The sequence below is a fragment of the Lysinibacillus sp. RC46 genome (assembly GCF_041262385.1).
In the GTDB taxonomy this organism is placed as follows: domain Bacteria; phylum Bacillota; class Bacilli; order Bacillales_A; family Planococcaceae; genus Lysinibacillus.
This window is the reverse complement of the sequence record NZ_JBGCCF010000009.1, coordinates 15,040-41,548: the sequence shown is the minus strand read 5'-3', so window position 1 is coordinate 41,548 and position 26,509 is coordinate 15,040. Positions and strand designations below refer to the sequence as shown.

At 37.6% G+C, this 26,509-nt stretch carries 25 protein-coding genes; 13 read left to right on the top strand and 12 right to left on the bottom strand.

All coding sequences use genetic code 11. The features are described from left to right. Positions 1–205: 205 nt before the first annotated feature. The 3 genes from sat to ABH966_RS10220 all read left to right on the top strand — a co-directional run bounded on the left by sat (position 206) and on the right by ABH966_RS10220 (position 2,612). Positions 206–1,345, top strand: a complete 1,140-nt coding sequence (gene sat, locus ABH966_RS10230; RefSeq protein WP_370078033.1) for a sulfate adenylyltransferase — start codon at positions 206–208, stop codon at positions 1,343–1,345. Next, complete coding sequence (gene cysC, locus ABH966_RS10225; protein ID WP_370078031.1) at positions 1,342–1,938, top strand: adenylyl-sulfate kinase; 597 nt, start codon at positions 1,342–1,344, stop codon at positions 1,936–1,938. The genes sat and cysC overlap by 4 nt, the downstream gene beginning before the upstream one ends. Positions 1,939–2,141: 203 nt before the next feature. After that, positions 2,142–2,612 carry a GNAT family N-acetyltransferase gene (locus tag ABH966_RS10220; protein WP_370078029.1) on the top strand — a complete coding sequence of 157 codons (471 nt, stop codon included), beginning with the start codon at positions 2,142–2,144 and terminating at the stop codon, positions 2,610–2,612. A 49-nt stretch (positions 2,613–2,661) separates the two neighbouring features. Here the strand turns inward: ABH966_RS10220 and mnhG are convergent, their stop codons facing one another. The 7 genes from mnhG to ABH966_RS10185 are packed head-to-tail and all read right to left on the bottom strand — an operon-like array spanning position 2,662 to position 8,420. Further along, the gene (mnhG, locus tag ABH966_RS10215) at positions 2,662–3,030 is read right to left on the bottom strand and encodes a monovalent cation/H(+) antiporter subunit G (protein WP_370078027.1); all 369 of its coding nucleotides are present in this window, start codon (positions 3,028–3,030) and stop codon (positions 2,662–2,664) included. Then, the gene (locus ABH966_RS10210) at positions 3,014–3,295 is read right to left on the bottom strand and encodes a Na(+)/H(+) antiporter subunit F1 (protein WP_142510536.1); all 282 of its coding nucleotides are present in this window, start codon (positions 3,293–3,295) and stop codon (positions 3,014–3,016) included. The genes mnhG and ABH966_RS10210 overlap by 17 nt, the downstream gene beginning before the upstream one ends. Then, positions 3,292–3,771, bottom strand: coding sequence for a Na+/H+ antiporter subunit E (locus ABH966_RS10205; protein WP_370078025.1), 480 nt, complete (start codon positions 3,769–3,771; stop codon positions 3,292–3,294). Before ABH966_RS10205 ends, ABH966_RS10210 begins: the two co-directional genes overlap by 4 nt. Positions 3,772–3,775: 4 nt before the next feature. Further along, a complete protein-coding gene (locus ABH966_RS10200) occupies positions 3,776–5,263 on the bottom strand; it encodes a Na+/H+ antiporter subunit D (protein ID WP_370078023.1) in 1,488 nt (495 codons plus the stop codon). Then, positions 5,256–5,597 carry a Na(+)/H(+) antiporter subunit C gene (locus ABH966_RS10195; protein WP_249106769.1) on the bottom strand — a complete coding sequence of 114 codons (342 nt, stop codon included), beginning with the start codon at positions 5,595–5,597 and terminating at the stop codon, positions 5,256–5,258. Before ABH966_RS10195 ends, ABH966_RS10200 begins: the two co-directional genes overlap by 8 nt. Further along, the gene (locus ABH966_RS10190) at positions 5,597–6,019 is read right to left on the bottom strand and encodes a Na(+)/H(+) antiporter subunit B (protein ID WP_370078021.1); all 423 of its coding nucleotides are present in this window, start codon (positions 6,017–6,019) and stop codon (positions 5,597–5,599) included. Before ABH966_RS10190 ends, ABH966_RS10195 begins: the two co-directional genes overlap by 1 nt. Beyond that, positions 6,006–8,420: a Na+/H+ antiporter subunit A gene (locus ABH966_RS10185; RefSeq protein ID WP_370078019.1), complete on the bottom strand. Its 2,415-nt coding sequence runs from the start codon at positions 8,418–8,420 to the stop codon at positions 6,006–6,008. The genes ABH966_RS10190 and ABH966_RS10185 overlap by 14 nt, the downstream gene beginning before the upstream one ends. A gap of 150 nt (positions 8,421–8,570) precedes the next feature. Between ABH966_RS10185 and ABH966_RS10180 the strand changes: the two genes are divergently transcribed. Then, positions 8,571–9,134 (top strand): DUF5366 family protein, encoded by a 564-nt coding sequence (locus ABH966_RS10180; RefSeq protein WP_370078017.1) that lies wholly within the window; start codon positions 8,571–8,573, stop codon positions 9,132–9,134. Between the two features lie 451 nt (positions 9,135–9,585). Here ABH966_RS10180 and ABH966_RS10175 read toward each other — a convergent pair whose 3' ends face one another. Both ABH966_RS10175 and ABH966_RS10170 read right to left on the bottom strand, forming a co-directional pair. Then, positions 9,586–11,439 carry a transglycosylase domain-containing protein gene (locus ABH966_RS10175; protein WP_370078015.1) on the bottom strand — a complete coding sequence of 618 codons (1,854 nt, stop codon included), beginning with the start codon at positions 11,437–11,439 and terminating at the stop codon, positions 9,586–9,588. Positions 11,440–11,803: 364 nt separating this feature from the next. After that, a complete protein-coding gene (locus ABH966_RS10170; RefSeq protein ID WP_370078013.1) occupies positions 11,804–12,511 on the bottom strand; it encodes a hypothetical protein in 708 nt (235 codons plus the stop codon). A gap of 441 nt (positions 12,512–12,952) precedes the next feature. On the opposite strand from ABH966_RS10170, the gene ABH966_RS10165 reads away from it, so the two are divergent. Both ABH966_RS10165 and ABH966_RS10160 read left to right on the top strand, forming a co-directional pair. Continuing rightward, positions 12,953–13,540 carry a peptidylprolyl isomerase gene (locus tag ABH966_RS10165; RefSeq protein WP_370078011.1) on the top strand — a complete coding sequence of 196 codons (588 nt, stop codon included), beginning with the start codon at positions 12,953–12,955 and terminating at the stop codon, positions 13,538–13,540. A gap of 22 nt (positions 13,541–13,562) precedes the next feature. Continuing rightward, a complete protein-coding gene (locus ABH966_RS10160) occupies positions 13,563–13,775 on the top strand; it encodes a hypothetical protein (protein ID WP_053484185.1) in 213 nt (70 codons plus the stop codon). A 376-nt stretch (positions 13,776–14,151) separates the two neighbouring features. On the opposite strand, the gene ABH966_RS10155 is transcribed toward ABH966_RS10160, so the two are convergent. Then, positions 14,152–15,324 carry a MalY/PatB family protein gene (locus tag ABH966_RS10155; protein ID WP_370078009.1) on the bottom strand — a complete coding sequence of 391 codons (1,173 nt, stop codon included), beginning with the start codon at positions 15,322–15,324 and terminating at the stop codon, positions 14,152–14,154. Between the two features lie 72 nt (positions 15,325–15,396). Between ABH966_RS10155 and ABH966_RS10150 the strand changes: the two genes are divergently transcribed. Beyond that, a complete protein-coding gene (locus ABH966_RS10150) occupies positions 15,397–15,657 on the top strand; it encodes a DUF1871 family protein (protein WP_132361698.1) in 261 nt (86 codons plus the stop codon). Between the two features lie 275 nt (positions 15,658–15,932). On the opposite strand, the gene ABH966_RS10145 is transcribed toward ABH966_RS10150, so the two are convergent. Then, complete coding sequence (locus ABH966_RS10145; RefSeq protein WP_370078006.1) at positions 15,933–17,267, bottom strand: sodium-dependent transporter; 1,335 nt, start codon at positions 17,265–17,267, stop codon at positions 15,933–15,935. Between the two features lie 229 nt (positions 17,268–17,496). Here ABH966_RS10145 and ABH966_RS10140 point away from each other — a divergent pair, with 229 nt between their 5' ends. The 3 genes from ABH966_RS10140 (at position 17,497) to yugI (ending at position 20,150) form a co-directional block, all read left to right on the top strand. Beyond that, positions 17,497–18,045 carry an RNA polymerase sigma factor gene (locus ABH966_RS10140; protein ID WP_370078004.1) on the top strand — a complete coding sequence of 183 codons (549 nt, stop codon included), beginning with the start codon at positions 17,497–17,499 and terminating at the stop codon, positions 18,043–18,045. Continuing rightward, a complete protein-coding gene (locus ABH966_RS10135; RefSeq protein ID WP_370078002.1) occupies positions 18,038–19,687 on the top strand; it encodes a hypothetical protein in 1,650 nt (549 codons plus the stop codon). Before ABH966_RS10140 ends, ABH966_RS10135 begins: the two co-directional genes overlap by 8 nt. Positions 19,688–19,772: 85 nt before the next feature. Further along, entirely contained in the window at positions 19,773–20,150 is a 378-nt protein-coding gene (gene yugI, locus ABH966_RS10130; protein ID WP_132361692.1) for a S1 domain-containing post-transcriptional regulator GSP13, read from the top strand. Positions 20,151–20,343: 193 nt separating this feature from the next. Here yugI and ABH966_RS10125 read toward each other — a convergent pair whose 3' ends face one another. Then, the gene (locus ABH966_RS10125; protein ID WP_370077999.1) at positions 20,344–21,651 is read right to left on the bottom strand and encodes an AAA-type ATPase lid domain-containing protein; all 1,308 of its coding nucleotides are present in this window, start codon (positions 21,649–21,651) and stop codon (positions 20,344–20,346) included. Positions 21,652–21,797: 146 nt separating this feature from the next. Here ABH966_RS10125 and pruA point away from each other — a divergent pair, with 146 nt between their 5' ends. The 3 genes from pruA to ABH966_RS10110 all read left to right on the top strand — a co-directional run bounded on the left by pruA (position 21,798) and on the right by ABH966_RS10110 (position 26,126). Further along, positions 21,798–23,342 carry an L-glutamate gamma-semialdehyde dehydrogenase gene (gene pruA, locus ABH966_RS10120; RefSeq protein WP_370077997.1) on the top strand — a complete coding sequence of 515 codons (1,545 nt, stop codon included), beginning with the start codon at positions 21,798–21,800 and terminating at the stop codon, positions 23,340–23,342. 262 nt (positions 23,343–23,604) lie between these two features. After that, positions 23,605–24,798, top strand: a complete 1,194-nt coding sequence (locus tag ABH966_RS10115) for an ornithine--oxo-acid transaminase (protein ID WP_370077995.1) — start codon at positions 23,605–23,607, stop codon at positions 24,796–24,798. Positions 24,799–24,881: 83 nt separating this feature from the next. Then, the gene (locus ABH966_RS10110; protein ID WP_370077993.1) at positions 24,882–26,126 is read left to right on the top strand and encodes a Glu/Leu/Phe/Val family dehydrogenase; all 1,245 of its coding nucleotides are present in this window, start codon (positions 24,882–24,884) and stop codon (positions 26,124–26,126) included. Positions 26,127–26,509: the final 383 nt, after the last annotated feature.

The following is a 26,509-nucleotide window of genomic DNA, read 5'->3' as shown; positions in this document are numbered from 1 at the left end:
TTGAGGAGGAAAGCCGATCAAATCAGAGGAGTACCCGATCACTTTTGAAAGGAAGCCGATCAAATCAGAGGAGATGCCCGATCACTTTTGAAAGGAAGCCAGTCAATTGCAGAAGCCTCAATTTGCCTAAGACAAAAAATCAATAAAATATGCAAATACACTTAAATATAAATGAGTAATTTTATAGAACTAGGAGGAGATTTTGATGAGTTTACAACCACATGGTGGACTATTAGTGCAAGCCTTTAATCCAGAGAAGGATGTAACGCATATAAATAAAGTTATCGAGCTTGATGCCATTGCACTGAGTGATTTAGAGTTAATTGCTATCGGTGGTTACAGTCCAATTGAAGGTTTTTTAACGCAGGAAGATTATGAATCCGTTGTTGAACATACACGTTTAGCGTCAGGCGTGGTATGGAGTATTCCGATTACATTACCTGTAGCAAAGGATGTAGCGACAACATTGCAGCCTGGTGATGAGGCAAAACTAGTATTCGGTGATGCTGTTTATGGTGTTATTGAAGTTGCCGATATTTATGAGCCAAATAAACGGAAAGAGGCATTGTTAATATACGGCACGGAGGATATACAGCATCCAGGTGTTAACAAGTTGCTTGAACGTCCAAGTATTTATGTGGGTGGAAAAATTACATTAGTAAAACGTCTAGAGCAAAAGTTTCCTGGCTATTCATTCGATCCGCTTGAAACACGAAAGCTTTTTGCTGAAAAGGGTTGGAAAACAATTGTTGGCTTCCAAACACGGAATCCTGTGCATCGAGCACATGAATATATTCAAAAGGCTGCACTTGAAACAATTGATGGATTATTTTTAAATCCGCTAGTTGGGGAAACGAAGTCAGACGATGTTTCAGCTGCAATTCGCATGGAAAGTTACGAAGTTTTACTACAAAATTATTATCCTGAAAAACGCGTGCAATTAGGCGTGTTTCCAGCTGCAATGCGTTATGCAGGGCCAAAGGAAGCTATCTTCCATGCACTTGTACGAAAAAATTATGGCTGTACGCATTTTATCGTTGGGCGTGACCATGCAGGTGTTGGTGATTACTATGGCACATACGATGCACAAAAAATCTTTGAACAATTTACGGAAGATGAATTAGGAATTGTTCCTTTAAAATTTGAGCATAGCTTCTATTGCAACATATGTGAAGGCATGGCAACGACGAAAACTTGTGCACATGATAGCTCAGCACATGTTATTTTATCGGGTACTAAGGTTCGTGAAATGTTACGTAATGGCGAAGTACCACCAAGTACATTTAGTCGTAAAGAGGTTGTGGATGTACTAATTAAAGGGATGCGTAAGGAGGTTTTAAAGTGAGTTCAAACATCGTTTGGCATGAAGCGTCCATTACGAAAGAGGAGCGTCGTACACAAAACAAGCATCAAAGCTTTATTTTATGGTTCACTGGTTTATCAGCATCAGGAAAATCTTCTGTGGCGAATGCCTTCGCGCGCCGACTCTTTGAACGGGGCAATCAAGCATTTGTCTTAGATGGTGATAATGTTCGCCATGGCTTAAATAAGGATTTAGGATTCGACGAAACAAGCCGTAAAGAAAATATACGACGTATTGGAGAGGTATCTAAGCTTTTTGTGGAAAATGGACAAATTGTTCTAACTGCTTTTATTTCACCTTACCGTGAAGATCGTCAAGTTGTCCGTGAGCTTGTGGAAGCCGGAGAATTTATAGAGGTCTATGTGAAGTGTTCTGTTGAAACATGTGAAAAACGTGATCCAAAAGGTCTTTATAAAAAAGCTCGTAATGCGGAAATTCCAAACTTTACTGGGATTAGTGCACCCTATGAAGAACCGGAAAACCCAGAAATTATTTTAGACACAGAACGCCATTCTATCGAAGAATGCGTAGAACAGCTCACAGACATATTAACTTTAAAAGGATATATATACTAAATCTGTTTTCTTAAAGAATCTGCTTACTTATGATGAGCAGATTTTTTTAACTTCTTTCAGCGAATGTTTTTTGTACCGAAAGCGAAGCGACAGCAACAATTATGCCGAAGTATAATTAATTGGTAGATTTACCTGTTTATAATAGAATGATTCCATATATTGTGAGATGATTAAATCATCAAACGTTATAGGAGATGAAAGAAATGAGCATACATATTCAACTATTAACTGAGGATGTTGTAAACCAGAAATTATTAAATGAAATATTGGAACTATGGAATGAAAATGCCATAGAAACGGCAGATTGTGAATTAGGGGAGAGTGAAAGGAAGGGAATTCAAGAACAGCTGGAACAATATATTCATTCAAAATATGGGGCCATTTATATAGCAACGAATGAAAATAATGAAATGATTGGTTTTGGATTGGCATCGATCAAAAAGGATTTTATTTACGATATGAACTACGGTCAAATAGACGAGGTTTATGTAGTACCAGTATATAGAAGACAGAAGGTTGCTAAACGTCTAGTAGATGATTTAGTGAATTGGTTTAATGACGAACATGATACTACTGTAGTAAATGTCTATGTAGATTTAGAAAATGACTTAGCACTAAACTTTTGGGAAGGCATTGGTTTAGAGAAGGAATTTTTTATGCTATCAAATAATTAAAAAAAGTTGGCCAATGAAGTTTATTCATTGGCCAACTATTTTTGAAAAGTTATTTAATGCCTTGTTCCTTTTTCATCCGATCAATTTCAGGTCCCAGCTCGTCGTGTACTGTGCCTTTCCAAGGTTTTACGCCAGCGATGTATGAGGAGCGAGCCATAATATGCCCTCCGACAGGACCTGTGATAAACAGGAACAGTATACCGAGCAAAATGCGGGGATTAAAGTGATCTTCAATCAGCCAAAAGTGAAAGAATACGCCAATGAGTACGCACATGACACCGAGCGTTGCACTTTTAGAAGCAGCGTGCGCACGTGTGTACAAATCAGGTAAACGGACAAGACCAATGGCTGTCACAACTATAAATAGCACCCCTACAGAAATGAAAAAGATAACTAAACTATTAGCGAGAATTGTCACGTTTAATGATATCTCCTTTCTCTATGAATTTAGAGAAAGCAACAGTACCGATAAACGATAAAATCGCTAACAATAATATAATCTCCAGGAAGAAGCTTGTTTCAACCAGTACTGAAAACAGTCCAATTAGCGAGATTACTGATACACCTAATGAATCCAATGCTACTACACGATCGGATGCAGAAGGTCCTTTAACCATTCGATAAATGACTGCAATCATTGATAAGCAAATCACTACAATCGAAGCAATAATAAATGTTGTCATGATTTACTCACCTCCAAAATCGCTTTCTCAAATGAATCTCGAATTGCTGTAATCGCTTCATCGACATCACTCATATCGATAGCATGTACATACAAAGTTTTTGCATCATCTGATACATGCACTACTATTGTACCAGGTGTTAACGTAATAAGACTTGATAATAAAGTAATTTCCCATTCTTCTGTTAAAACAGTCGGATAGGCAAAGAATGCAGGCTGCATATCCAACTTAGGCTTTAAGACTACTTGAAGAACTTGTATATTCGCTAACACTAACTCCTTTAAAAAGAGTAACGTCAGTTTAATCATTGCCCATATACGGTAGACGTAAAGTCGGGTAGTAAAAAACCTTCGCATAATAATGAGCAATATAATACCGAGAATGAACCCAACGATAAAGCCTGTTGCTGTGTAATTAGAAGAAAGGAACATCCAAACGAAGGCAAGTACAACATTTAAAATAATTTGAAATGCCATATCTCTAATCCCCCTTCATTACAGCATCTATATAAATAGATGGATCACTTAATAGTTTTGCCGCATCGTCCATAAATGGAGTAATCCATTCAGAGCCTACACCATAGGCTACAGTAATGAGTACTAAAAGCACAGTAGGCACAAATAGAGTATTGTAGACTTTTTTATCGACAGTACCCGTTGTTTCTTTTTCTTCACCCCAAAAGGCATAAAGGAAAATACGAATAACAGACAATAAAACGAGAAGAGACGAAGCTAAAATAAAAATACTGCTCCATTTACTGCCTGCTTCAAAGCCTCCCTGTACAATCAACAGCTTTCCAACGAAGCCACTAAGTGGAGGAATCCCTGCTAGACCAAATGCTGCAATTAAATAGCACCAACCAAGAGCAGGATATTTATTCATAAGACCGCCCATTTTTCGTAAATCAGATGTACCCGTAATGTAAATCACTATGCCTATTAACATAAAGAGCGCTGCTTTTATAAGCATGTCATGAATTAAATAGAACATTGCACCTTTTAGGGAGATTTCATTCATTTGAGATACACCGAATAAAATAACACCTACAGCTATGACAATATTATAGATAATGATGAGCTTTACATCGTGATAGGCAAGTGCACCAATACAGCCCGCAATAATTGTTGCAACTGCTAATGCCATCAGTAGATCATGTGTATACGATAAATCATGAACAAAGAACAATGTATATGTTCGAGTAATCGCATAAATGCCCACCTTTGTTAGTAGTGCACCAAATAGCGTTAGTACTGGTATAGGTGCTGCTGCATAAGAAGTTGGAAGCCAAAAGTATAGCGGGAAAATAGCCGCTTTTAACCCAAATACCATTAAAAATAGTACAGCGATAACAGTAACGATACCTGGTTGATTAATTTCAGCAATCTTTACTGCAATATCTGCCATGTTTAATGTACCTACTACAGAGTAAAGGTAGGCAACTGTAATAACAAATAATGCAGATGAAATAACATTAATTAAAATATATTTAATAGAACCTTTAAGCTGTCCTTTCTCGCCCCCAAGAACGATGAGTAAATAAGAGGCCATTAACAATACCTCGAAGAATACGAAAAGGTTAAAAATATCGCCTGTCGTAAATGCCCCGTTAACCCCGGTTAAAATAAACATAATTCCAGGATAGTAGAAGAAGCGTTCACGTTCCTTTGTGATGGAACCGAAGCCATACCAAACAACAAAAAGTGCGATCAGCAGCGTTGTTGTGACAAGCAGTGCGGACACCATATCAGAAACCATCGTAATGCCATATGGCACAGGCCAATCTCCGAATGTCACCTTTTGGATACCGTCATTTTTCACCTTTAAAAGTAGTGAAATCGCTGATGTAAGTGCGAGCCCTATACCAAGTAATGCGAATGAACGTTGGTATTTTAAGTTTTTTTGCCCAAACATTAAAATCATACCGAAGAAAAACGGGATGATAATTGGCGGTAGAAGGAAGTTATTCATCCTCATCACTTCCTCTCATTAAGCTTATATCATCTGTCTCAAGCTCCTGATAAGAACGGTATGCTAGTACAAGGAAGAAAGCTGTTACCCCAAAACTAATAACAATCGCTGTTAAAATAAGCGCCTGTGGTAATGGGTCTGCAAAAGTTTTTGCCCCTTCCTTTAAAACAGGTGGTGCTTCTCCACCTAGCCCGCCCATCGTTAAAATGAGAAGATGAGCGCCATGACTTAAAAGGCCTGTCCCGATAATAATACGCAATAAGCTTTTAGATAAGATTAAATAAACCGCTGCCATAAACAGAAAGCCTATGACAAACGCCATCAATATTTCCATTATTCATCCTCCCCAATCGTTTGAATAATGGTCATCGTAACGCCGACAACAACCAAATAGACACCGCTATCAAAAAGCATAGCCGTGTGTAATGACTGTTTGCCTAGAAGCGGTAAATCGAAATAATCAAAGAAATGTGTAAAAAACGGTTGACCTACAAACATTGGGAAAGCGGCTGTTGCCAGTGCAAGTAGTAAGCCAATTGCTGTTAAATACGTATAATTTATAGGTAAAACCTTACGAACCGTATTTAAATCAAAGGCAAGGACTAAGAGTACAATAGCACTCGATGTTAAAAGTCCACCAACAAAGCCGCCTCCAGGTGTGTAATGACCAGCGAGAAAAATATGAATGGAGAAGAAGAAAATAATGAAGAATACAATTTTTGTTGTAAATTGTATAATGACATCATTTGTTTTCATGTGTTTTCTCCTTTCTATTCATGCGTAGCTTTATCATTGCTAAAATGGCCATTCCAGCAATAGCTAGTACTGTAATTTCAAATAATGTATCAAAGCCACGGTAGTCTACTAAGATCACGTTGACAATGTTTCCACCGCCTGCTTTTGAATAAACTGTTTCCTCATAATACTTCGAAATAGTTGGAATCAATTTTTGTGAATGTGCAGACAGTGCTAAAAGCGTAACCATAACACCGACTGCAATGGAAACAATCGCGCGATTTAATTGGAATCTCATGCGCTCTTCTCGTTTTCCAAGCTTAGGCAGATGATAAAACGCTAGTAAAAATAGCGCAACAGAAATTGTTTCAATGACAAGCTGTGTTAATGCTAAATCAGGAGCATTAAAAATAACGAAGAATAATGCTACTGTGTAGCCCACTGCACCAAGACCTATAATGGCTGTTAAACGTGATTTTGCTAAAATAGTAATGGCTGTTCCAACGACTAACACCAAAACTAAAATGATCTCGTAAGGATGAATAGGTGCAGTATCTTGGAAGGAGACTGTAAAAGCATCCTTCACAAATAAAGAACCTATTACAATTGCTGCAATGCTACTAAACATATACAGCAGGTAGTGACGCATAGAGCCTGTCATATAAAGACGTGATACGCGATTTAACCCAACATCTAGTCCAAGCATAATCTTGTTGTATGCATTATTTAATGTTAAAGCTCGTGGGAATTTTTGATAAATACCCTGCCATTTCGGTAACGCTACAAATAATAGAACCCCAACAATTACTATGCCAAACGTCATAAGCAATTCAGGTGTAATTTCACCATGCCAGGCTGCCACATGAATATCAATATCCTTCGGTGAATCATATAAGAATGGCTGAATAGCTTGTACTGCTGGCTTTACAAAAGTATCACCAACTAGGTTCGGAATAAAGAATATTGTTACGACTAATGCTGCTAAAATCATCGGCGAAATTAGCATGCCAATCGGTGCTTCGTGTGGTTTATGAGGTAATTTTTCTGGTGTATATTTACCAGTAAATGTTCTGAAAACAAAATAGAAGCTATAGACAAATGTAAATATACTAGCAATCCAAGCAACAATCGGGAAGAGTGCTCCCCATGTTTCAAAGCCTAAAAATTCGAAATTTTGCAGTGCAAGCATTGCAGTTAAAAACATTTCCTTACTTAAGAAGCCATTAAATGGCGGTAGACCAGCCATTGATAAGCTTCCGATTGCCGCTACTGTAAAGCTAAGCGGCATAATACTCATTAAGCCTCCGAGCTTACGAATATCACGTGTACCTGTTTCATGATCGACAATACCAGCAATCATGAATAGGCTTCCTTTAAATGTTGCGTGGTTAATAAGGTGGAAAATCGCCGCAAAGGCAGCAAATTTAATAGTATCTGTTGCCCCGTTGCCATGAAACGCCAAAGCACTTGCGCCGAGCAATGACATTATAAGTCCAAGCTGACTCACTGTAGAGAAAGCAAGGATCCCTTTTAAATCTGTTTGCTTCACAGCAAAGAATGAACCCCAGAATAGCGTTAAGATACCTACGCCTGTAACGAGCCATACCCAAAGCTCAGAAACAGCAAAAATCGGTGTAAAGCGTGCAACTAAATAAATACCTGCCTTTACCATTGTTGCAGAGTGAAGGTATGCACTTACTGGTGTTGGCGCTTCCATTGCATCTGGTAACCAAATGTAGAATGGGAATTGGGCAGATTTCGTAAATGCTCCTAGAAGTATTAAAACGAGCGACCAGGTGAACAGCGGATGCTGCACTAAACTAGGTGCCATGATAATAAGTTCACGGATTGAATACGTTCCTCCCATTATATAAAGAAGGATGAATCCTCCTAACATCATTAAGCCGCCACCGACTGTAATCATCATTGACTTAAGTGCACCAAAGCGAGAGGCATCACGAGAATACCAATAGCCAATCAGTAAAAATGATGAAATAGATGTTAGTTCCCAAAAGAAGTACAGCGTAATTAAATGATCTGACTGTACTACTCCTAGCATTGCGGTCATAAATAATAATAGGTAAACATAAAAATTATGTAATTTTTCTTTATGTTTGTCTAAGTAAAAAATAGAGTAAAGTACGACTAATGAGCCAATTCCAGTAATCAGTAATGAGAACAGCAAGCTAAGTCCATCTAAATAAGAAACGATGGAAATATCAAGCGATGGAATCCAAGGAAGCTCTTCAAGAAATACTTTACCATCTGCTACTTTCCCGATATAAGACGCGTAAATAATCGCGAGTGTAGCAGGTACCGCAAGAACAAACCAGCCTGTGTGAATATTTTTAATGTTTTTATATAAAAGTGGCACAAATATTGCAGCAAGCATTGGAATGAAAATATAAAGTACTTGTAACAAAAAAATCCTCCTTTATGCAGATAAGTATGTTAATTATATCGCACTTTTTGTATGAATGCATATGCTCATAGGATTTAGCTTGCGATAGTGGAAGAATTTTGGATATATTATAAATAGGAAGTTATCAATAATAATAGAGGAAAAAAATTTATGAAGAACCCTTATATTTATGGTTATCTACCATTAATTACGATTTTATTGTTTAGTTTGACATTTGGAATGTATGCAGTAAGTGAATCGTTGCTAGTTTTTCATGCAATCGGTGTGTATTCCGGCATGCGTGAGTTTTTATCCGATTTCGAGCTCCGTGTATTCTTGCTAATTGTCTTTGCAGTAATCTTTTTTATGTTATTTTCGGCATTAAAATTAGTAGGGGAAACTATTCATGAACTAGGAATGTTGTTTTTCTCAAAGGATCATGATGGTGCGACAGTTAATCAAGCACGAGGTGGATACATCATTTTATTGGTTGGTGCAATCTGTTCAGCCTTTGCTATTCAATTTATTTACGTTTTAGTAGGTATTTTTATCTTAACTGTTTTTATCTACTTTATTTACCTTATCTATAAAATGAGTCATTTTATGTCGATGGGTGGAACGATTGGCTTATTAGTATTTGAGCTTTTTATGTGGACAATACTATTATCGCTATTAGTTTATGTTGTTTTAAAATTGTATAATGGTATTTTGGCAAGCTTACCGTTTGCTCATTAAATGCCGTGGTTTATTAAATTACATAGTAACGTTAAAACAATAAAGGAGCAGCCCTAGAGTGAAGAATTTCACTCAGGGCTGCTCCTTTTGACTTCTTACAGCGGTTGTCCAAACATCTGTACCTGTCGCTACGCTTTCGGTACAAAAGACATCCGCTGTAAGAAGTTAAGCCTCCGGCGGATGTCACGGAATCGGAAAGGAGTGCTTAAAGGATGTTAGCCTAAAATCATCGCATCCATGCGATAACGGCTAACTGACCTGCATCGGTAAAAACGCCAGGTCCTGCGGCATTACCGAAACGACCGACATCGTGTGGCTCTCACGCAGGCCTAAGCACAAAGCCGATTCCGGACGTATTGTTTATCTGTGCGAAAGCGAAGCGACAGCAACAAATGTTTTATGTAGCGAAAGCAAAGCGTCAGCTACAATTATGCCGAGGCATAATTGATTTTTATTCCAGTAAAACATTAAATAGCTTGTGGTGAATCTTATAAGATTCTAAACTCTCCATAGATTGTGGCTTATCGTAGCCAAGCCATACTGCTGCAGTGTATTCATCATTTAATCCAGCAAGCCAGTAGTCGCGATAGTCGTTAGTTGTTCCCGTTTTGGCACCGACATAGTTACTTCTACTATAAACGCCTTGTCCTGTACCTTTAGTAACAACATCTGTAAGCATCGAACGCATATACTTAACCGTTTTCGGTGACCAAATTTGATCGCGTGCTGAATCCCAGCTGTAAAGCTCCGTGCCATCAGATGCTGTTACTTTACGGATGCTATGGGCAAGTACGTATGAGCCGTCTATAAAGCTTGTATAAGCATCTGCTAGCTCAAGTGCTGTAACACCATACGTTAACCCTCCCAAAGAGGCAGGAGCATAATCATGGTCTTTTGCCACGATGGAGCGGAAATGAAAGCGATCTAAGTAACTAAAGGCTGTGTCAATTCCGACTGTGTTAAAGAGACGAAGAGCCGATGTATTGTAACTATTTCGAAATGCTACTCTAATTGGTACATCACCGTATTTAAAGCCTCCATAGTTTTGCGGACAAAATGAACCGACACAATAACTGCCACCACTTACTATAGAATCAGGTGTGTGAGCTGTCGTTTCAAAGAAAGGAGCGTACACCGCTAACGGTTTAAAGGCAGAGCCTGGCTGACGCGTACCTTGAAAGGCACGATGATAACCAAACTTCTCGTAGTTTTTCCCAGCATAAAGACTAACAACTTCTCGGGATGTATTATCAATAACTGCTCCAGCTGCTTGTAATTTACCTGAGCCTAGAATTGCAGTCATTTTTTTCTCATCATGTGCTTGTTTGTCTGGGTCAAGCGCGGTATAAATCGTTAATCCATTTTGGAATAATGTATTGAGTCGATTGTCTAGCTGCGCTTTGATTTTTTTCTTCTCTTCCTCGCCTTGTGTATTTGCAAGTCGATCTGAATAACCTTCTTTTTCTGCAACTAACCATCTAAGCTCTTGTAGGACATACGTGCTGTACATAGGGTAGCTTTGCGCTTTATTCTTTACATTTAACGTTATAGTTTCAGCTTTATATGTAGTGGCATTTTCTTTTGTTATAGCGCCACTCGCTGCGAGTGTATCTAATAACCGCTCTTGCCTCGCTTTTGTTTTATCAAAGTTTTTTAAAGGATTATAAAGCGAGGGGTTATTTGGAATGGCAGCAATAAAAGCAATTTCAGCTATAGATAGCTCTTGGAGTGGTTTTTGAAAATAATATGTAGCTGCTCCACCAATTCCATAAACTTGATTGCTAAAATAGGCTTCATTTAGATACATCGTTAAAATCTCGTCTTTATCAAATTCTTTCTCAAGCTCATAGGAGTAAAAAATCTCTGTTAATTTTCGTTCATATGTTTTTTCATCGGATAAATAACGCATACGAACGAGCTGCTGTGTAATGGTGCTAGCACCTTGAGAAGCTGAATTTGAGCTTGAGTTAGCAACAACTGCACGGATGATCGCACTGAGGTCAAAGCCGATATGCTCATAAAAATGTGCGTCCTCACTTGCGATAAAAATTTCCTGGGCAATTTTTGGGGTTTCCTGTAATGTTAGAGGTTGACGCCATTCGACATATTCCTCGCTAAATGTTTTGCCGTTTCGATCAATAAGTGTTACTGGAAGCTGTGGCTGTACTTCCGGTAAATGAATAGCACTAGCAATTTCCTCCTCATGCGCTTGTGCCGCATTGATCTCTGTCCTAATATTTGTACTAATCCACCAAAGGACAGGTAAGGACAGTAAAATGATAAAAAAACCAAAAGCCTTTTTCATGTGTGCCTCCACTCTAAATATGAGTCACTCAACAGAATAACATAATTTGGATAGTTTCCAAATACGCGTTACGACCTATTTGTATTTATCAAATAATTAATTTTGCCATGAAGTTGGAGATGACGGTTGTTAAAGCTTATTAATGATTGGAGTAGAGGCTGGGCGACATAATAAAGTAAAAGGATTCACACACAGTTTTGTGTAAATCCTTTTTGCTCTTAGGAAGGCGAATGTCGATAAAACTAAAAAGTGGGGTGTTATTTTATAGGAATGCGTGTTCCTGTAAATAAGTTGATTGGAGTGGAGGTTTGGCAACTCCTTAGGGTTAGCGATAGAGAACGAAGGCTACTAGCAGCAACAAAGATTACGCTCTGTTTTTTTGTCTGTTACTTATGAAAAGAGGAATTATACATAACAATCCAAGGAGAATGAACAGGATTAAGGTGTTGATTGGATTATCTTTTACTTTTGTATCTTCTATGTGTTTTTTTTCAAATTCTTTTACCTCTTTTGTTGTATTTACTTTATTGTTTGGAACAAATTCATTTTTATCGACATCATAGTAATAGAATCCGTGTTTGTTAAAGGTGAAAAAGTCATCTCTAAACGTCTTATATGAACTTGAAATCATCGCTAAGTTCATTTTTTCCGTATCAATCATTGGTTTTACATATTTTTCACTTTCTGCTTTAAACAATTCTTTTTCTTTTGTTAATAAGCTGGCTGCTTCACTTTTTACTTTTTCTACATCTTGAAGCGTTGTTGCTTTTTTCAAACCCTCTTCAATAAAGGCTATTTGTTCCTTTTTCATTTTTTCTTCAAATTCTTTTGTTTTTTGCTCTAATAATGATTGATCCTCTTTTACTGTTTTAATCAGTACCGTTTTTGTTTCTTGTGCTAATATTTTGGCGGAGTCGTTTTTGTAATAATTAACTTCTTTTTTATTTTTATCATTTACTGAATTCAGGTGCTCTTCTGTAACGGTTTTTGTTGCCATGCTGGCAGATGAAAAAACGATACTCAACATACATACCGACAGTCCGATTACACTTATTTTTTGTATGAATTTCATTTCAATCCCTCCGTTTTTTTTTATCATTATCCATATAATCCATTTTTACGATTGACCAACGGAATATATGAACAATCATAAAAAATATACTAAGGGGGTTAATATGAAAGAATATTTCTTAACCAGTACTGTGATAACGCCTTCGTGACAAACAACATGTTGGCTCGAGATCCTGCAGCGAAGCGGCAGCAACTGGGTTTTGTCTGTGCGAAAGCGAAGCGTCAGCAACAAATGTTTTCTGTAGCGAAAGCAAAGCGTCCAACCGGAACGGAAATCAACCCCACGGTATGGTGATAAGCTAAAAAATTAAAAGTGCAAAAAATCGTCAATACTTTGGTGAAGAAAACCATTAAGAAGTATGTTAGACTAAAATGAGGTCAGAAATGATAGTGCTATCATTTTCATTGAAACTGAAATTTTACATTTAAAGGAGAGACTTCAATGTTTCCACAATTAACAACAGAAGTACTAGAAGGCGAAGTACTTGTAGAAATGAAAACAACATTAGGTGCCATCAAAATTAAATTATTCCCAGAGCATGCACCAAAAACTGTTGAAAACTTCTTAGGCCATGCAAAATCAGGATACTATGACGGCATCATTTTCCACCGTGTGATCCAAGACTTTATGATTCAAGGTGGTGACCCAACTGGTACAGGTATGGGCGGTGAATCAATTTGGGGTAACTCTTTCGAGGATGAGTTCTCTGAAAACGTATTTAATCTTCGCGGTGCCCTTTCAATGGCAAATGCGGGTCCAAACACAAATGGTTCACAATTCTTTATCGTACAAATGAAGCACCTTCCAAGTGATATGCTTCGTCAATTACAAGGTGCTGGCTTCCCAGAAGAAATTATTGAAGCATATGCTCAAAATGGTGGTACTCCTTGGTTAGACCATAAACATACAGTATTTGGTCATGTTGTTGAAGGAATGGACATCGTAGACAAAATTGCAGACGTAGAAAAAGACATGCGTGATAAACCAGTAGAAGATGTGAAAATCGAGTCAATTACAGTTTTTGAATAATAATTGTAAGGACGTGTAAAACATGAAACATTTAATGTATCAATTTTTATATTTCCCAGAAGATAAATCAGGCTACATTCCTGCAGCTTTTGAATTTTTAATAATGCTTATTTTATGTATTGTTGTCTTTACTGTTTTCCGTAAGATTTCTAAGAAACAAGAAATGAAATCAAAGGAAATCGAAGCACGTATTCTTTCAGAGAAAAATAATACAAACAATCAGCAAAATATTTAACTGTATTTAGCGGGTGTCTAAACACCCACTGAATTAGAGGGATTCAGTCTAAGAACGCCACGTCCTGTGGCAATTTATCTGTGCGAAAGCGAAGCGACAGCAACACGGTTTTATCTGTGCTGTCGCTTCGTTGCACTACGCTTTCGCGCAAAAAACATCTGTTAGCCTATAGCCTACAATTATGCCGAGGCATAATTGATTGTACGAGATGCCTCGCAGCCTTTAAGGACTGCGGGGCATTTGTATTTTCGCATTTATTTTATGCCAAAACACCTCATGTATTGTTTTCTTAGTACCATTCTCCATATGAGATATATTTTCTAAACAAAAAAAGGATATCTCGGGAAAACTTGAGATATCCTTCGCTATTTATTTTCTATTGCTGAAGTGCTTGCTTAAAGCGCTGAACACCGTCTTTCACTGTGTCAAATGAGCAAGCGACGTTCATACGTAGGAAGCCACGACCCTCTTCACCATATTTTGTCCCAGGCTCTAATGCTAGCTTGCCATTTTCCAGCAAGCGTTTCATGATTTCTTTTTCATCAAGTCCTAATTCTCGATAATCAATCCAAAGTAAATATGTGGACTGAGGTTTATTAATATGGATGCCAGGTAATTGCCCTAATTCAGAAATCACATAGTCCATATTAGTTGAAATATAAGAAAGCATGTCATTTAACCATGGGGAACCCTCTGTATAAGCAGCTTGAAGTGCAACAGAAGCAAAGGTATTTAAGGAGCCTTGCCCACTAGCCATATGAACTGCTTCTAGTAGCATACGCTTTTCCTTATCCGGCACAATCATATAAGCGACTTGAATACCAGCTAGATTAAATGTTTTTGTCGGTGCCATGCACGTAATAATACGATCAATTTCATCACCAGCGATTTTTGCTAATGGTGTATGTTTTGAGCCATCTAACATTAAATCAGAATGAATTTCATCGGAAATAATCACTACATCATATTTTGCACATAGTCGTACGATTTCCTTTAATGTAACTTCATCCCATGCATAGCCTCCAGGATTATGAGGATTACACAATATGTAGGCTTTCACATTTTGAGCAAGTGCTTGTTCAAAGGCTTCAAAGTCATAGACAAATGTGCCATCTTTTTCTACTAAAGGACAACTAACAATCTCTCGGCCATTACTTTTTGGAATGTTATAAAATGGTGGGTAGACAGGTGAGGAAATAAGTACTTTATCTCCTGGATTTGTAAATGCCTTGATACTATCCGCTAAAGCAGCAACAACACCGTTACAGAAAACAATTGAATCTTTGTCAATGTGCCAATCATGATGAGCATTCTGCCAGTCTACAATCGCTTGCACTGCTTCATCACTAACAAAGCTATAGCCGAAAACTGTCTTTTCAGCATGCTCTTGTAGCGCTTTTGATACGGCTACTGGAGCAGCGAAATCCATATCAGCTACCCACATTGGTAGTATGTCTGAAGCATCTTGTAGCCCATATACATTTTCCATTGCGTCCCACTTTACAGAGTTTGTACAACGACGTTTAATAGTTTGATCGAAAATAGACAAGCAAATCACTCTTTTCTTTTTTATTTACTATGGTATCATACGAGTATGATAAAAGGATAATAGGTGAGTATTTTGGAAAATATAAAAATGAATCAAGCAGCCGTACGTCTGCTAGAGGAGTGGGATCCATTCCACTTAGGTCCAGATCATTATGATACTGAAACTGCAGATGTTGTAGCAGCATTGCAAGGTATTGATGATCCATCTACTCTTGCAAAGGTTATTCAAGAAACATATGAGCATTCGTTTGAAGAATGGATTCCATTTGAAGATTGTGTAGCTATTTCGTACAAACTTATTGCGATAAAATTTGAAGCAAAATGCATTATTTAACTTCTTTTTAGCGGGAGTCAAAACATCCGCTAAAATAAAGGAACTCAGTATAAGAACACCACGTCCTGTAGCAATGACTGAGTGACCAACATCATACCGCTGCCGCTACGCTTACGCGCAAAAAACATATGCCGCTGCCGCTGCGTTAGCACTACGCTTACGCGCAAAAAACATCTGTTGGCCTAAGCACAAAGCCGAATCCGGACGCAATGATGCTTTTGCTTTTCTATAGAAAACGAGGTTGTCACTTTCAATTGAGAGACAACCTCGTTTTTTTATTTAAACAAAGGTAAGATCCCCTGGATGAAAATAATTACTATCGCTATTGGAGAAACATACCGAATTAAAATATACCAAATATTGAACATCAGACTAGATGAGGCAAGCTCCTTACGAGAAATATCTTTTGTATAATAATAGCCTGCAAAGATAGAAATTAGTAAGGCTCCAATTGGCATACCAATATTATTCGTCAAGAAGTCTACAAAGTCGAAAATAGAACGATCTAAAATTTTTACATCAGATAGGATACCGAATGATAATGCACTTGGAATACCGACAATAAAAATAATAATACCGCCAATCCAAGCGATTTTTTTACGCTTTTCAGGCTTATCTCCAATTGCGATAGCCACGACAATTTCTAACATGGAAATGGAAGAAGTAACTGTTGCAAATAGTAAGAGTACGAAGAAAATCGTTAAGAATAGACCACCAAGAGGTAATTGTTCAAAAACAGCAGGTAAAATAATAAAAACGAGGCCAGGGCCTTGATCAGGAGTATAGCCAAGTGCGAACACTGCTGGGAAAATTACTAGACCTGCAAGTAAAGAAATAATGATATTCATCGATGCCACATTGATGGCTGAATTTCCAATCTTTTCTGATTTCGACAAATAGGAAGCGTATGTGATCATTACCGCAATCCCAACACTTAACGAGAAGAATGCTTGTCCAAGCGCTTTTAAAAATGTTTCCGCATTTAAATAGGACCAATCAGGGACGAACATAAATTTGACGCCTTCCATTGCACCGTCCAAAGTTAAAGAACGTATAACTAATACGATGAAAAAGATGAATAACAGTGGCATCATCCATGTACTAGTTTTTTCAATCCCGCCTTTAATACCAGCTGATACAATCACTACAGTTAACAACATAAATAACCCTTGAACAATCACCGCTTCAAATGGGCTTGAAATAATGTTACTAAATAAATCTGCATAATTACCATTTGAACTATTGAAATGGAACGTTAGGGAACGGCCTAAATAGCTTAAAATCCAGCCACCAACAACACTGTAAAATGAAAGTATTAGACCGGCAATAATCATGCCGCCCCACCCTATTAAGTACCATGGTTTTCCTGGCGCTTGTTCCTTGAACGACGTGACGGCATCCTTTTGCCCGCGACGTCCAATCATAAATTCTGCAATTAATACCGGCAAGCCGATGAAAAATGTACATAGGATAAATAATAAAATAAAAACACTTCCGCCGTTAGTACCCGCCATATAAGGAAACTTCCAAATCGCTCCTAACCCTATAGAACTTCCAGCGGCAGCTAAAATAAACCCAATTTTAGATGTAAATTGATCTCTCGAAGACACGAAAATAAATCCTCCTTATACTAAAGTTTCATTTTACAGCAATATTCTCGTTACACAAGCAAATTTCAGAAATGACTTATAGATATTCTAAAATAATTTCGTTTGTGCAACCGGGGTAATTTTAGAGGCATAATAAGTGTTTGGGTAAATTATTAAAAAAGTAAAATTCGTTTAAATATGTAACAATTAGGAGGGATGATTCGTTACATGTGCAAAGGGGGGGATGACTGTGACAGAAACTGAATTAATAGAACGGGCTCAGCTAGGAGACAAAGACGCCTATATAGAGCTGATCCGAATACATCAACGAACAGTTGAAAAATTTGCTTTTCAATGCGGCGTACATAGTGATGATTTAGCAGATGTTTCGCAGGAGGTATTTGTGAAGCTCTATCGTTTTTTACATCAATTTAAGCAGGATCGTTTTACGACATGGCTCTATAAAATCACATTAAATGCAACACGTGATTATTATCGCAAAGAACAACGAGAGCAGGCAAAGGAAGAAAAGCTAAGTGCTCAGCAACAAATGCCCTCATCTTCAGCAGAAAAGCATGCCCTTAATTTTGAGGAGGATAGGCTATTACATAATGCCATTAACGAACTGGATGAAAAATATCGTTATCCTCTTATATTATTTTACTTCCATGAATTAAAGTATGAGGAGATAGCCGAGGTACTAAATATTTCGTTATCAACTGTCAAAGTTCGTATATTACGTGCAAAGGAAAAGCTCAAAGCGGTGTTAATGCAGGAGGGGAGTGTTGAAAATGGATGATAAACAATTTGAAAAACGAATGGAGCTTCTAAAAAAATCCTATGATCGCATGGAATCACAGTTAGATCCAGAAGCCGTTTTCACACAAATCGAAGCAGAAAATGCAACACAACATTCGCCAGAAATCATAACAACAAAAAAGCCCCCCTTAAGATGGCAAAAGCCAGCTGTCTGGATAGCAAGCATTGCAAGTGTACTTTTATTAAGTGTTCTTATTTCGTCGTATGTCATTGATCCATCGACTTTTGTTCAAACAGCTGAACAGGAACAAGAACAAAAATATAACGAATGGGTTTCAAACTTTACAAAAAAATATCAAGAAAAACGTGAGCAGATGCGTAAAGAGCTCGATATACCAGAGAAAGAGTTTAGTGAGATATCAAAAGTTCAAATTGCAGATACTGAAATTTATTCTTTACCTAAAAGAAAAGAGATGTTTATAGAAATACAGAACACCAATAATAATGACTTTTTAAAAAGTTTAGAAAAAGATGCATTGGATAATCTACAAACGCCACGGGAGCTAATACAGAGTATCGAAACTTTCGAAAATCCTATGTCGTTTGAAGAATCTTATTACTTTTATAGTATATATTCTAACTCGGTAGAAGAAATTGCAGGCTATTATTCCAATAAACTTGCTCCGTATGAAAAAGTATTATCACAAAAACCAAAAAGTCTCCCTACAGACCTAAATAAATTAATTGCTACGGCTAAAAGGCAATATTTGGAATTGCGATATAATGGACAAAGTTATAGTTTTCGACCTAATCCTGTATTCGGAAAAGACGCGCCCGAATATTTGGACCGCCTTCACCCAAATGTATTAGGTTATTTTAAATACTTGGCTACAGGCTCTTTACTTGTTGGCGGAGATTTACTTTATTCTATAGAGGATTCTGCCACTATTCTGCGTCTCTATGAAAAAACACTTGTAGCAGATCAATCTACTGAGCAGGTTAATTTTAACGTATTAAAGGGAGAGTTTGAAAATACGTGGCTTGCCATTATTAAAGGAACTGACAGCAATCCAATTCGCACAAAAACTGGTCAATTTAAGCCTGAATACATGGATCTACTAACGATTATTGCGAATGGTGAATATGGTGAGGCAATGCGCAAAACTGCTCAATTAATACTAGATGAAATAAAGTTGACTGGACAATCCAAAACTCTAGAACAGTTAACACCATACGATATATGGATGGGGATTTTATATGCGCGAGAAGACACGTATATGCAGACGGAGGATGGGACAACAAGTATAGCAATTAATCCTGATTGGATTGAGCAAACTAAATCTCTTTATAATTCGTATGTTGAGACGAGAGACGAGACAATTATTGACACATTAAATCCAATAAATATCGTTAGTTTATTTTTATATGCTCATGGGGTTGGTGATCGAGAAGTAGCTCAAACACTACTAACTGATGATTTGGATATAGATAAAGTTGTTCAGTTTGATGGGATGGGAAATTTTAAATCTCTTCATGAAATAGAGGGTTACTCACTTCATATTGGAGCCACTGTAAAAAGTGCAGCACATGGAGTAATTGGACAGCAATTATCCTTTAAATTAACCTCTGTAGTAACTAAAAATGGTGGACAGCATTACCTAATTAGTGCTATTAACGAGTAAGGAGATTTTTTGCCCCACTAATACACCTATGTTATAATTTATGGTGATATATACGTAGCAAACAAAAAGAAAGTGGGCAAAGGTTATGGGACAAAAATATGAATTAGGGGACGTGTTGACTGGTAAAGTTACAGGTATACAGCCATATGGTGCATTTGTTGCGCTTGATGAAGATACACAAGGCCTTGTACATATTTCCGAAATTACGTACGGCTTTGTAAAGGACGTTAGTGAATTTTTGTCAGTTGGGCAAGAGGTCGAAGTGAAGATACTTGAAATCGATGAAGATGCCGAAAAAATTAGTTTATCGATTCGTGCTTTGCAGGAGCGCCCAGCTACATTGCGTAAAAAAGATGTACTACCACGTAAATCATTGCAGGACCGTGTAGATGAATCGGATGCGAATGGTTTTAATTCCCTAAAAGATAAATTACAGGACTGGATCGAACAGTCAGGACAATAAAGTAAAACTGTAATCAGTGATCTCCACTGATTACTAGTTTCCACTGATCGGGCGTTTACTGGCAGTTATTTTACCTAACTTCTTTGCTTTTGCTGAATTTTGAGATATAAATTACTGCCTGTTAATGCGTGATAAAAAAACGAGGATGCTTTCAAATATGAAGGTACCCTCGTTTTTTTGTATTCAAATATAACTATTGATTTTTTATTTTTCGAATTCGATATTGTAGGTTTTGACGACTCATGCCAAGTGCACTAGCGGCCTTTGTAATATTGCCTTCATATAAATTTAAGACGTTTTGCACATAATATGATTCGGCTTCACGCAAATAAGCATCGAGCGGCATAACATCGTTCTGTTGCTGGAACATAAAGAATTCCGGCTCGTGATTAGATGTGTCTTGCTGCTGTACCTTGAAACGGAAATGCATTGGTAATAAATCTGAGGTAACTGTTGATTCAGTGGTCATAAATGACACAATTTCATCTAGTAATAGCTCAAGCTCTTTTAAATTTCCTGGCCAATCATATTGCAAGAATAAATCCTGTACATCAGGTGCTAGATTCGCGACATTTGAAGCGAAGCGTTCTCGATGGCGGTTAAAGTAATCATCTACGAATGGAAGAATATCTTCTTTTCGATCTGTTAGATTTGGGATGGTAATAGACATTGTAGCAAAGAAATAATACAGTGATTTTGAAAGTTTCTTCTCCTCAATCAATGCAATAGGGTCGCTTCCGACACTACCGATGAGCATGTATTTAGACTGTGGAAGAGATTGTAATATCTCTAAAAGTTGCTCTTGGATATCTAGACTTAAAAAATCTATGCGTTCAAAGAAAAAAGTGTATGCTTTGTCATCTTGTAAGAGCTCCTGTAATTTGTCTAAAACAGATTGAGCAGAGCGACGACTCACTAGAGTTACAAATGCTTCAGGATCAGCCGATACTGCATGGTGCATGCCCTCTGCGACTAAATCCTTTCCTGTACCCGATTCTCCAATTAGTAATACCGGTAATTTCACAGCTGCTGCTTTTTTGGCGTTTGCGATAATTTGTCGCATCGATTCGGATACAGCTGTAATCATATCGAATGTTAAAGGTTCATCATATCGACGAAGAGGCTGATAAACTAGCTTTTCGAGTGATGTAATGTCACGAGCAAATTCGATCGCTCCAATTAGTTTATTTTCAACATAAAGTGGAAAAGTATCATTAATCGTTGTAATTTCATGACCATTTTTATTCCAATAAGTTTGTTTTACATTGATCTCCTTTTTGCCTGTTTGTAATACTCGCATTAAAGTACTTTCATGCTGGCGGAAGGAAAACATTTCAATAACAGAGCGATCTGCTAATTCATCAAAATGGAAACCTTCAATTTCTTTCATCTTTGTATTATAAATAATTGTTTTGCCAGAAAGGTCTACAGCATGAATACCAACAGATACATTTGTTGCAATGAACTCATAAAAAGGGAGTAAAGGTTCAAAATTTTTCATAAAATGTGCACCTCAAAAAATTTTTTACTTGAAATATGCAACGAAATTTTGCATTATAATAAGTGTAAGAATATTCTAAACGCAAAGATATTTTGCGTCAATGTTTTTTGCACACTTAAAACATATCTCACGAGGGAGGATTTAGTATGATTTCATACAAACACGAACCATTCACAGATTTTACTCAAGAGGCAAATTACAACGCTTATTTAGAAGCATTAAATAAAGTAGAAGGTTATTTAGGTCAAGATTATCCACTTATAATTGGTGGAGAACGTATTACGACAGAAGATAAAATCATTTCATATAATCCAGCAAAGAAAACAGAAGTAATTGGTCGCGTATCAAAAGCAAACAAAGAACTAGCTGAAAAAGCAATGCAAGCTGCGGACGAAACATTCAAAACTTGGAAAAAAGTAGATCCAGCTATTCGTGCAGACGTACTATTTAAAGCAGCGGCAATTATCCGTCGTCGTAAACATGAATTCTCTGCACTTTTAACAAAAGAAGCAGGTAAACCATGGGCTGAGGCTGATGCAGATACTGCAGAAGCAATTGATTTCTTAGAATACTATGGTCGTCAAATGCTACGTATTAAAGAAGGTCAACCTGTAGAAAGTCGTCCAGGTGAATATAACCGTTATGACTATATTCCATTAGGTATTGGTATTGTTATTTCACCATGGAACTTCCCATTCGCTATTATGGCAGGGACAACGGTGGCAGCTTTAGTAACAGGTAACACTGTATTATTAAAACCAGCTTCAACAACACCTGTAGTTGCTTATAAATTTATCGAAGTGTTAGAGCAAGCTGGTCTTCCAGCAGGAGCTGTGAACTTTGTACCAGGTTCTGGTGCAGAAGTAGGTGACTACTTAGTTGATCATCCAAAAACACGTTTCATCAGCTTCACAGGATCTCGTGATGTAGGCTTACGTATTAACCAACGTGCGTCTGTATTAAATGACGGTCAAATTTGGATTAAACGTGTTATCGCTGAAATGGGCGGTAAAGATACAATCGTTGTTGATAAAGAAGCAGATCTAGAGCTTGCAGCACAATCTATCGTAAAATCAGCATTTGGCTTCTCTGGTCAAAAATGTTCAGCATGTTCTCGTGCTATTATCGTTGAAGATGTCTATGACCAAGTTGTTGACCGTGTAGTGGAATTAACAAACACGTTAACAGTTGGTGACCCATCAGACTTCAACAACTTCATGGCAACAGTTATTGACCAAGCAGCATTCAATAAAGTAACAGAGTACATTGAAATTGGTAAAGGAGAAGGTCGCCTTGTTGCAGGTGGTACAGCTGATGATTCAGTTGGTTACTTCATCCAACCAACAGTATTTGCAGACGTAGATCCTTCTGCACGCGTTATGAAAGAAGAAATCTTTGGACCAGTTGTAGCTATTACAAAAGCTAAAGATTTCGATCAAGCAATTGATATTGCAAATGATACTGAATACGGCTTAACTGGTGCGGTTATTACAAATAATCGTATGAACTTAGAAAAAGCACGTGAAGATTTCCATGTAGGTAACTTATACTTCAACCGTGGCTGTACTGGTGCAATCGTTGGTTACCAACCATTCGGTGGCTTCAATATGTCAGGTACTGACTCAAAAGCAGGTGGCCCTGACTATCTACAACTTCACATGCAAGCAAAAACAACTTCTGAAATGCTATAACTTCTTTCGGCTGACAGAAGAAGTTGCCTCCGGACGCAATTATGTGGAGGCATAAATTATAAGAGAATCTGCGAGACTCCTCCTGGTAAAGTGAGTCCGACAAGAACCGCAGGCGCTAATGTCGAGGTGGCTTACCTAGGAGTAGTGTGCAGATTCTTGCTTTTTATATTCAGAAAATGCTGAAATTATTCTATTGAATTTACTTATAGAAAAACAGAGTCTACCAGAGATTTTCATCATGAACGTAAGGAGAGAAAACTATATGACAAAAACAAATCAAGTTATTGAACAAACTCAAAATTTTGGTGCTGCAAACTATCACCCGCTACCAATCGTTATTTCAGAGGCTGAAGGTGCTTGGGTAAAAGATCCAGAAGGTAACAAATATTTAGATATGCTATCAGCCTACTCTGCTGTAAATCAGGGGCATCGTCATCCAAAAATTATCGCAGCGTTAAAAGAACAAGCTGATAAAGTAACATTAACTTCTCGTGCATTTTATAGCGAAAACCTTGGTGAATGGTATGAGCTTGTTGGTAAATTAACGAATAAACAAATGGTATTACCGATGAATACAGGTGCAGAAGCGGTAGAAACTGCATTTAAAGCAGCTCGTCGTTGGGCTTATGATGTAAAAGGCGTAGAAGATGGCAAAGCTGAAATCATCGCATGTAATGGTAACTTCCATGGTCGTACTATGCTTGCTGTATCTTTATCATCTGACGAAGAATATCGTCGTGGCTTCGGTCCAATGTTACCGAATGTTAAGTTAGTAGATTACGGTAACTTGGATGCATTAAAAGCAGCAATTACTCCAAACACAGCAGCGTTTTTAATTGAGCCAATTCAAGGTGAAGCGGGTATCGTTATTCCATCAGAAGGCTTCTTAAAAGCTGCTCGCGAGCTATGCCGTGAAAACAATGTTTTATTCATTGCGGATGAAATCCAAGCTGGTTTAGCACGTACGGGTAAAATGTTCGCATGTGATTGGGAAGAAGTAGAACCTGATATGTACATTTTAGGAAAAGCTTTAGGCGGCGGTGTATTCCCGATTTCTTGTGTAGCTGCAAATCGTGAAATCTTAGGTGTATTCAATCCAGGATCACACGGCTCAACTTTCGGTGGTAATCCTTTAGCATGTGCTGTATCTATTGCTTCAATTAAAGTATTACTAGATGAAAAATTAGCAGAGCGTTCACACGAACTTGGTGAATACTTTAAAGGGAAATTAAAAGAAATTAACAACCCAGTCATTAAAGACGTTCGTGGTCGTGGTTTATTTATCGGAATGGAATTAACAGAGGCAGCACGCCCGTACTGTGAAAAGCTTAAAGAATTAGGCCTATTATGTAAAGAAACACATGATACTGTCATTCGATTTGCGCCACCACTTGTTATTTCACAAGAGGATTTAGATTGGTCAATTGAGCAAATTGAAAAAGTTTTTAAAGTTTAACAAAATGTTCACATTTCAATTCGGAAGTATGTTACAATGATGCCGATATACTATCATTATAAAAACAAAGAGGCGATTTAATAATGTCTGAAAACTTAAATCTGTTCACATCAACTCAAGAAGTCATTCAAGAGGCTCTAAATAGACTTGGCTATGACGAAGCAATGTATGAATTGTTAAAAGAACCGCTTCGCATGCTACAAGTGCGTATTCCAGTGAAAATGGATGATGGTACAACAAAAGTATTTACTGGTTACCGTGCACAACATAATGATGCAGTAGGACCAACTAAAGGTGGGGTTCGTTTCCATCCGGCCGTATCTGAGGAAGAAGTTAAAGCGCTTTCAATGTGGATGACATTGAAATGTGGTATCGTGGATCTACCTTATGGCGGTGGTAAAGGCGGTGTCATCTGTGACCCTCGTCAAATGTCTATGGATGAAATCGAACGATTGAGCCGTGGATATGTACGTGCAGTTAGTCAAATCGTAGGACCAACAAAAGATATTCCTGCGCCAGACGTATTTACGAATGCACAAATTATGGCTTGGATGATGGATGAATACAGCCGTATGGACGAATTCAACTCTCCAGGTTTCATCACAGGTAAGCCATTAGTGCTTGGTGGTTCTCAAGGTCGTGACCGTGCGACTGCACAAGGTGTAACAATCGTTATCCAAGAAGCAGCGAAAAAACGTGGCATTGATATAAAAGGTGCGCGCGTTGTTATTCAAGGCTTCGGTAACGCAGGTAGCTTCCTAGCGAAATTCATGCATGATTTAGGTGCAAAAGTAATCGGTATTTCAGATGCTTATGGTGCACTACATGATCCTGAAGGTTTAGATATCGACTACTTATTAGATCGTCGCGATAGCTTTGGTACGGTAACAACATTATTTGAAAACACAATTTCAAACAAAGAATTACTAGAACTTGATTGTGATATTTTAGTGCCAGCTGCTATTGAAAACCAAATTACTGCTGATAATGCAAACAACATTAAAGCAAACATTGTAGTTGAAGCAGCGAACGGTCCAACAACTTCTGAAGCAACTAGAATTTTAACTGATCGTGGCATTTTACTTGTACCAGACGTATTAGCATCTGCTGGTGGTGTAACAGTTTCTTACTTCGAATGGGTACAAAATAACCAAGGTTATTACTGGACAGAAGAAGAAGTTGAAGAACGTCTTTACAAAAAAATGGTTGATGCGTTTGAAAACGTTTATACAACAGCGACAACACGTAACATTAACATGCGTTTAGCAGCTTATATGGTAGGTGTTCGCCGCACTGCAGAAGCTTCACGCTTCCGTGGATGGGTTTAATAAATAAATAAATAAATAAATAAATAAATAAATAAATAAATACAAAACGAGTCACTCCTATATCATTAGGATGACTCGTTTTTTTCTTGGGGCGATTTGAATTTATTCGTTTGGATAAGATGCTCCAGCCGCTTTTCTAACATCGCTTTTCTTACTTTCCGCTCCTTTTGTATAACCATATATTTCAATATACCTAATCCACCGAAAATAACAACAAACCAAATAGTTACAATATTTAACATAATCATAAGCAAAATTCCTTTGTTCTATGCACTGTCTCTACTATACAATGACTACCTAAACAAAATCTGAACATATGGATAGATTATATGTGCAGGTAGATAGAATTGATATATAGACAAATAGAACTAATTGTTCAGATT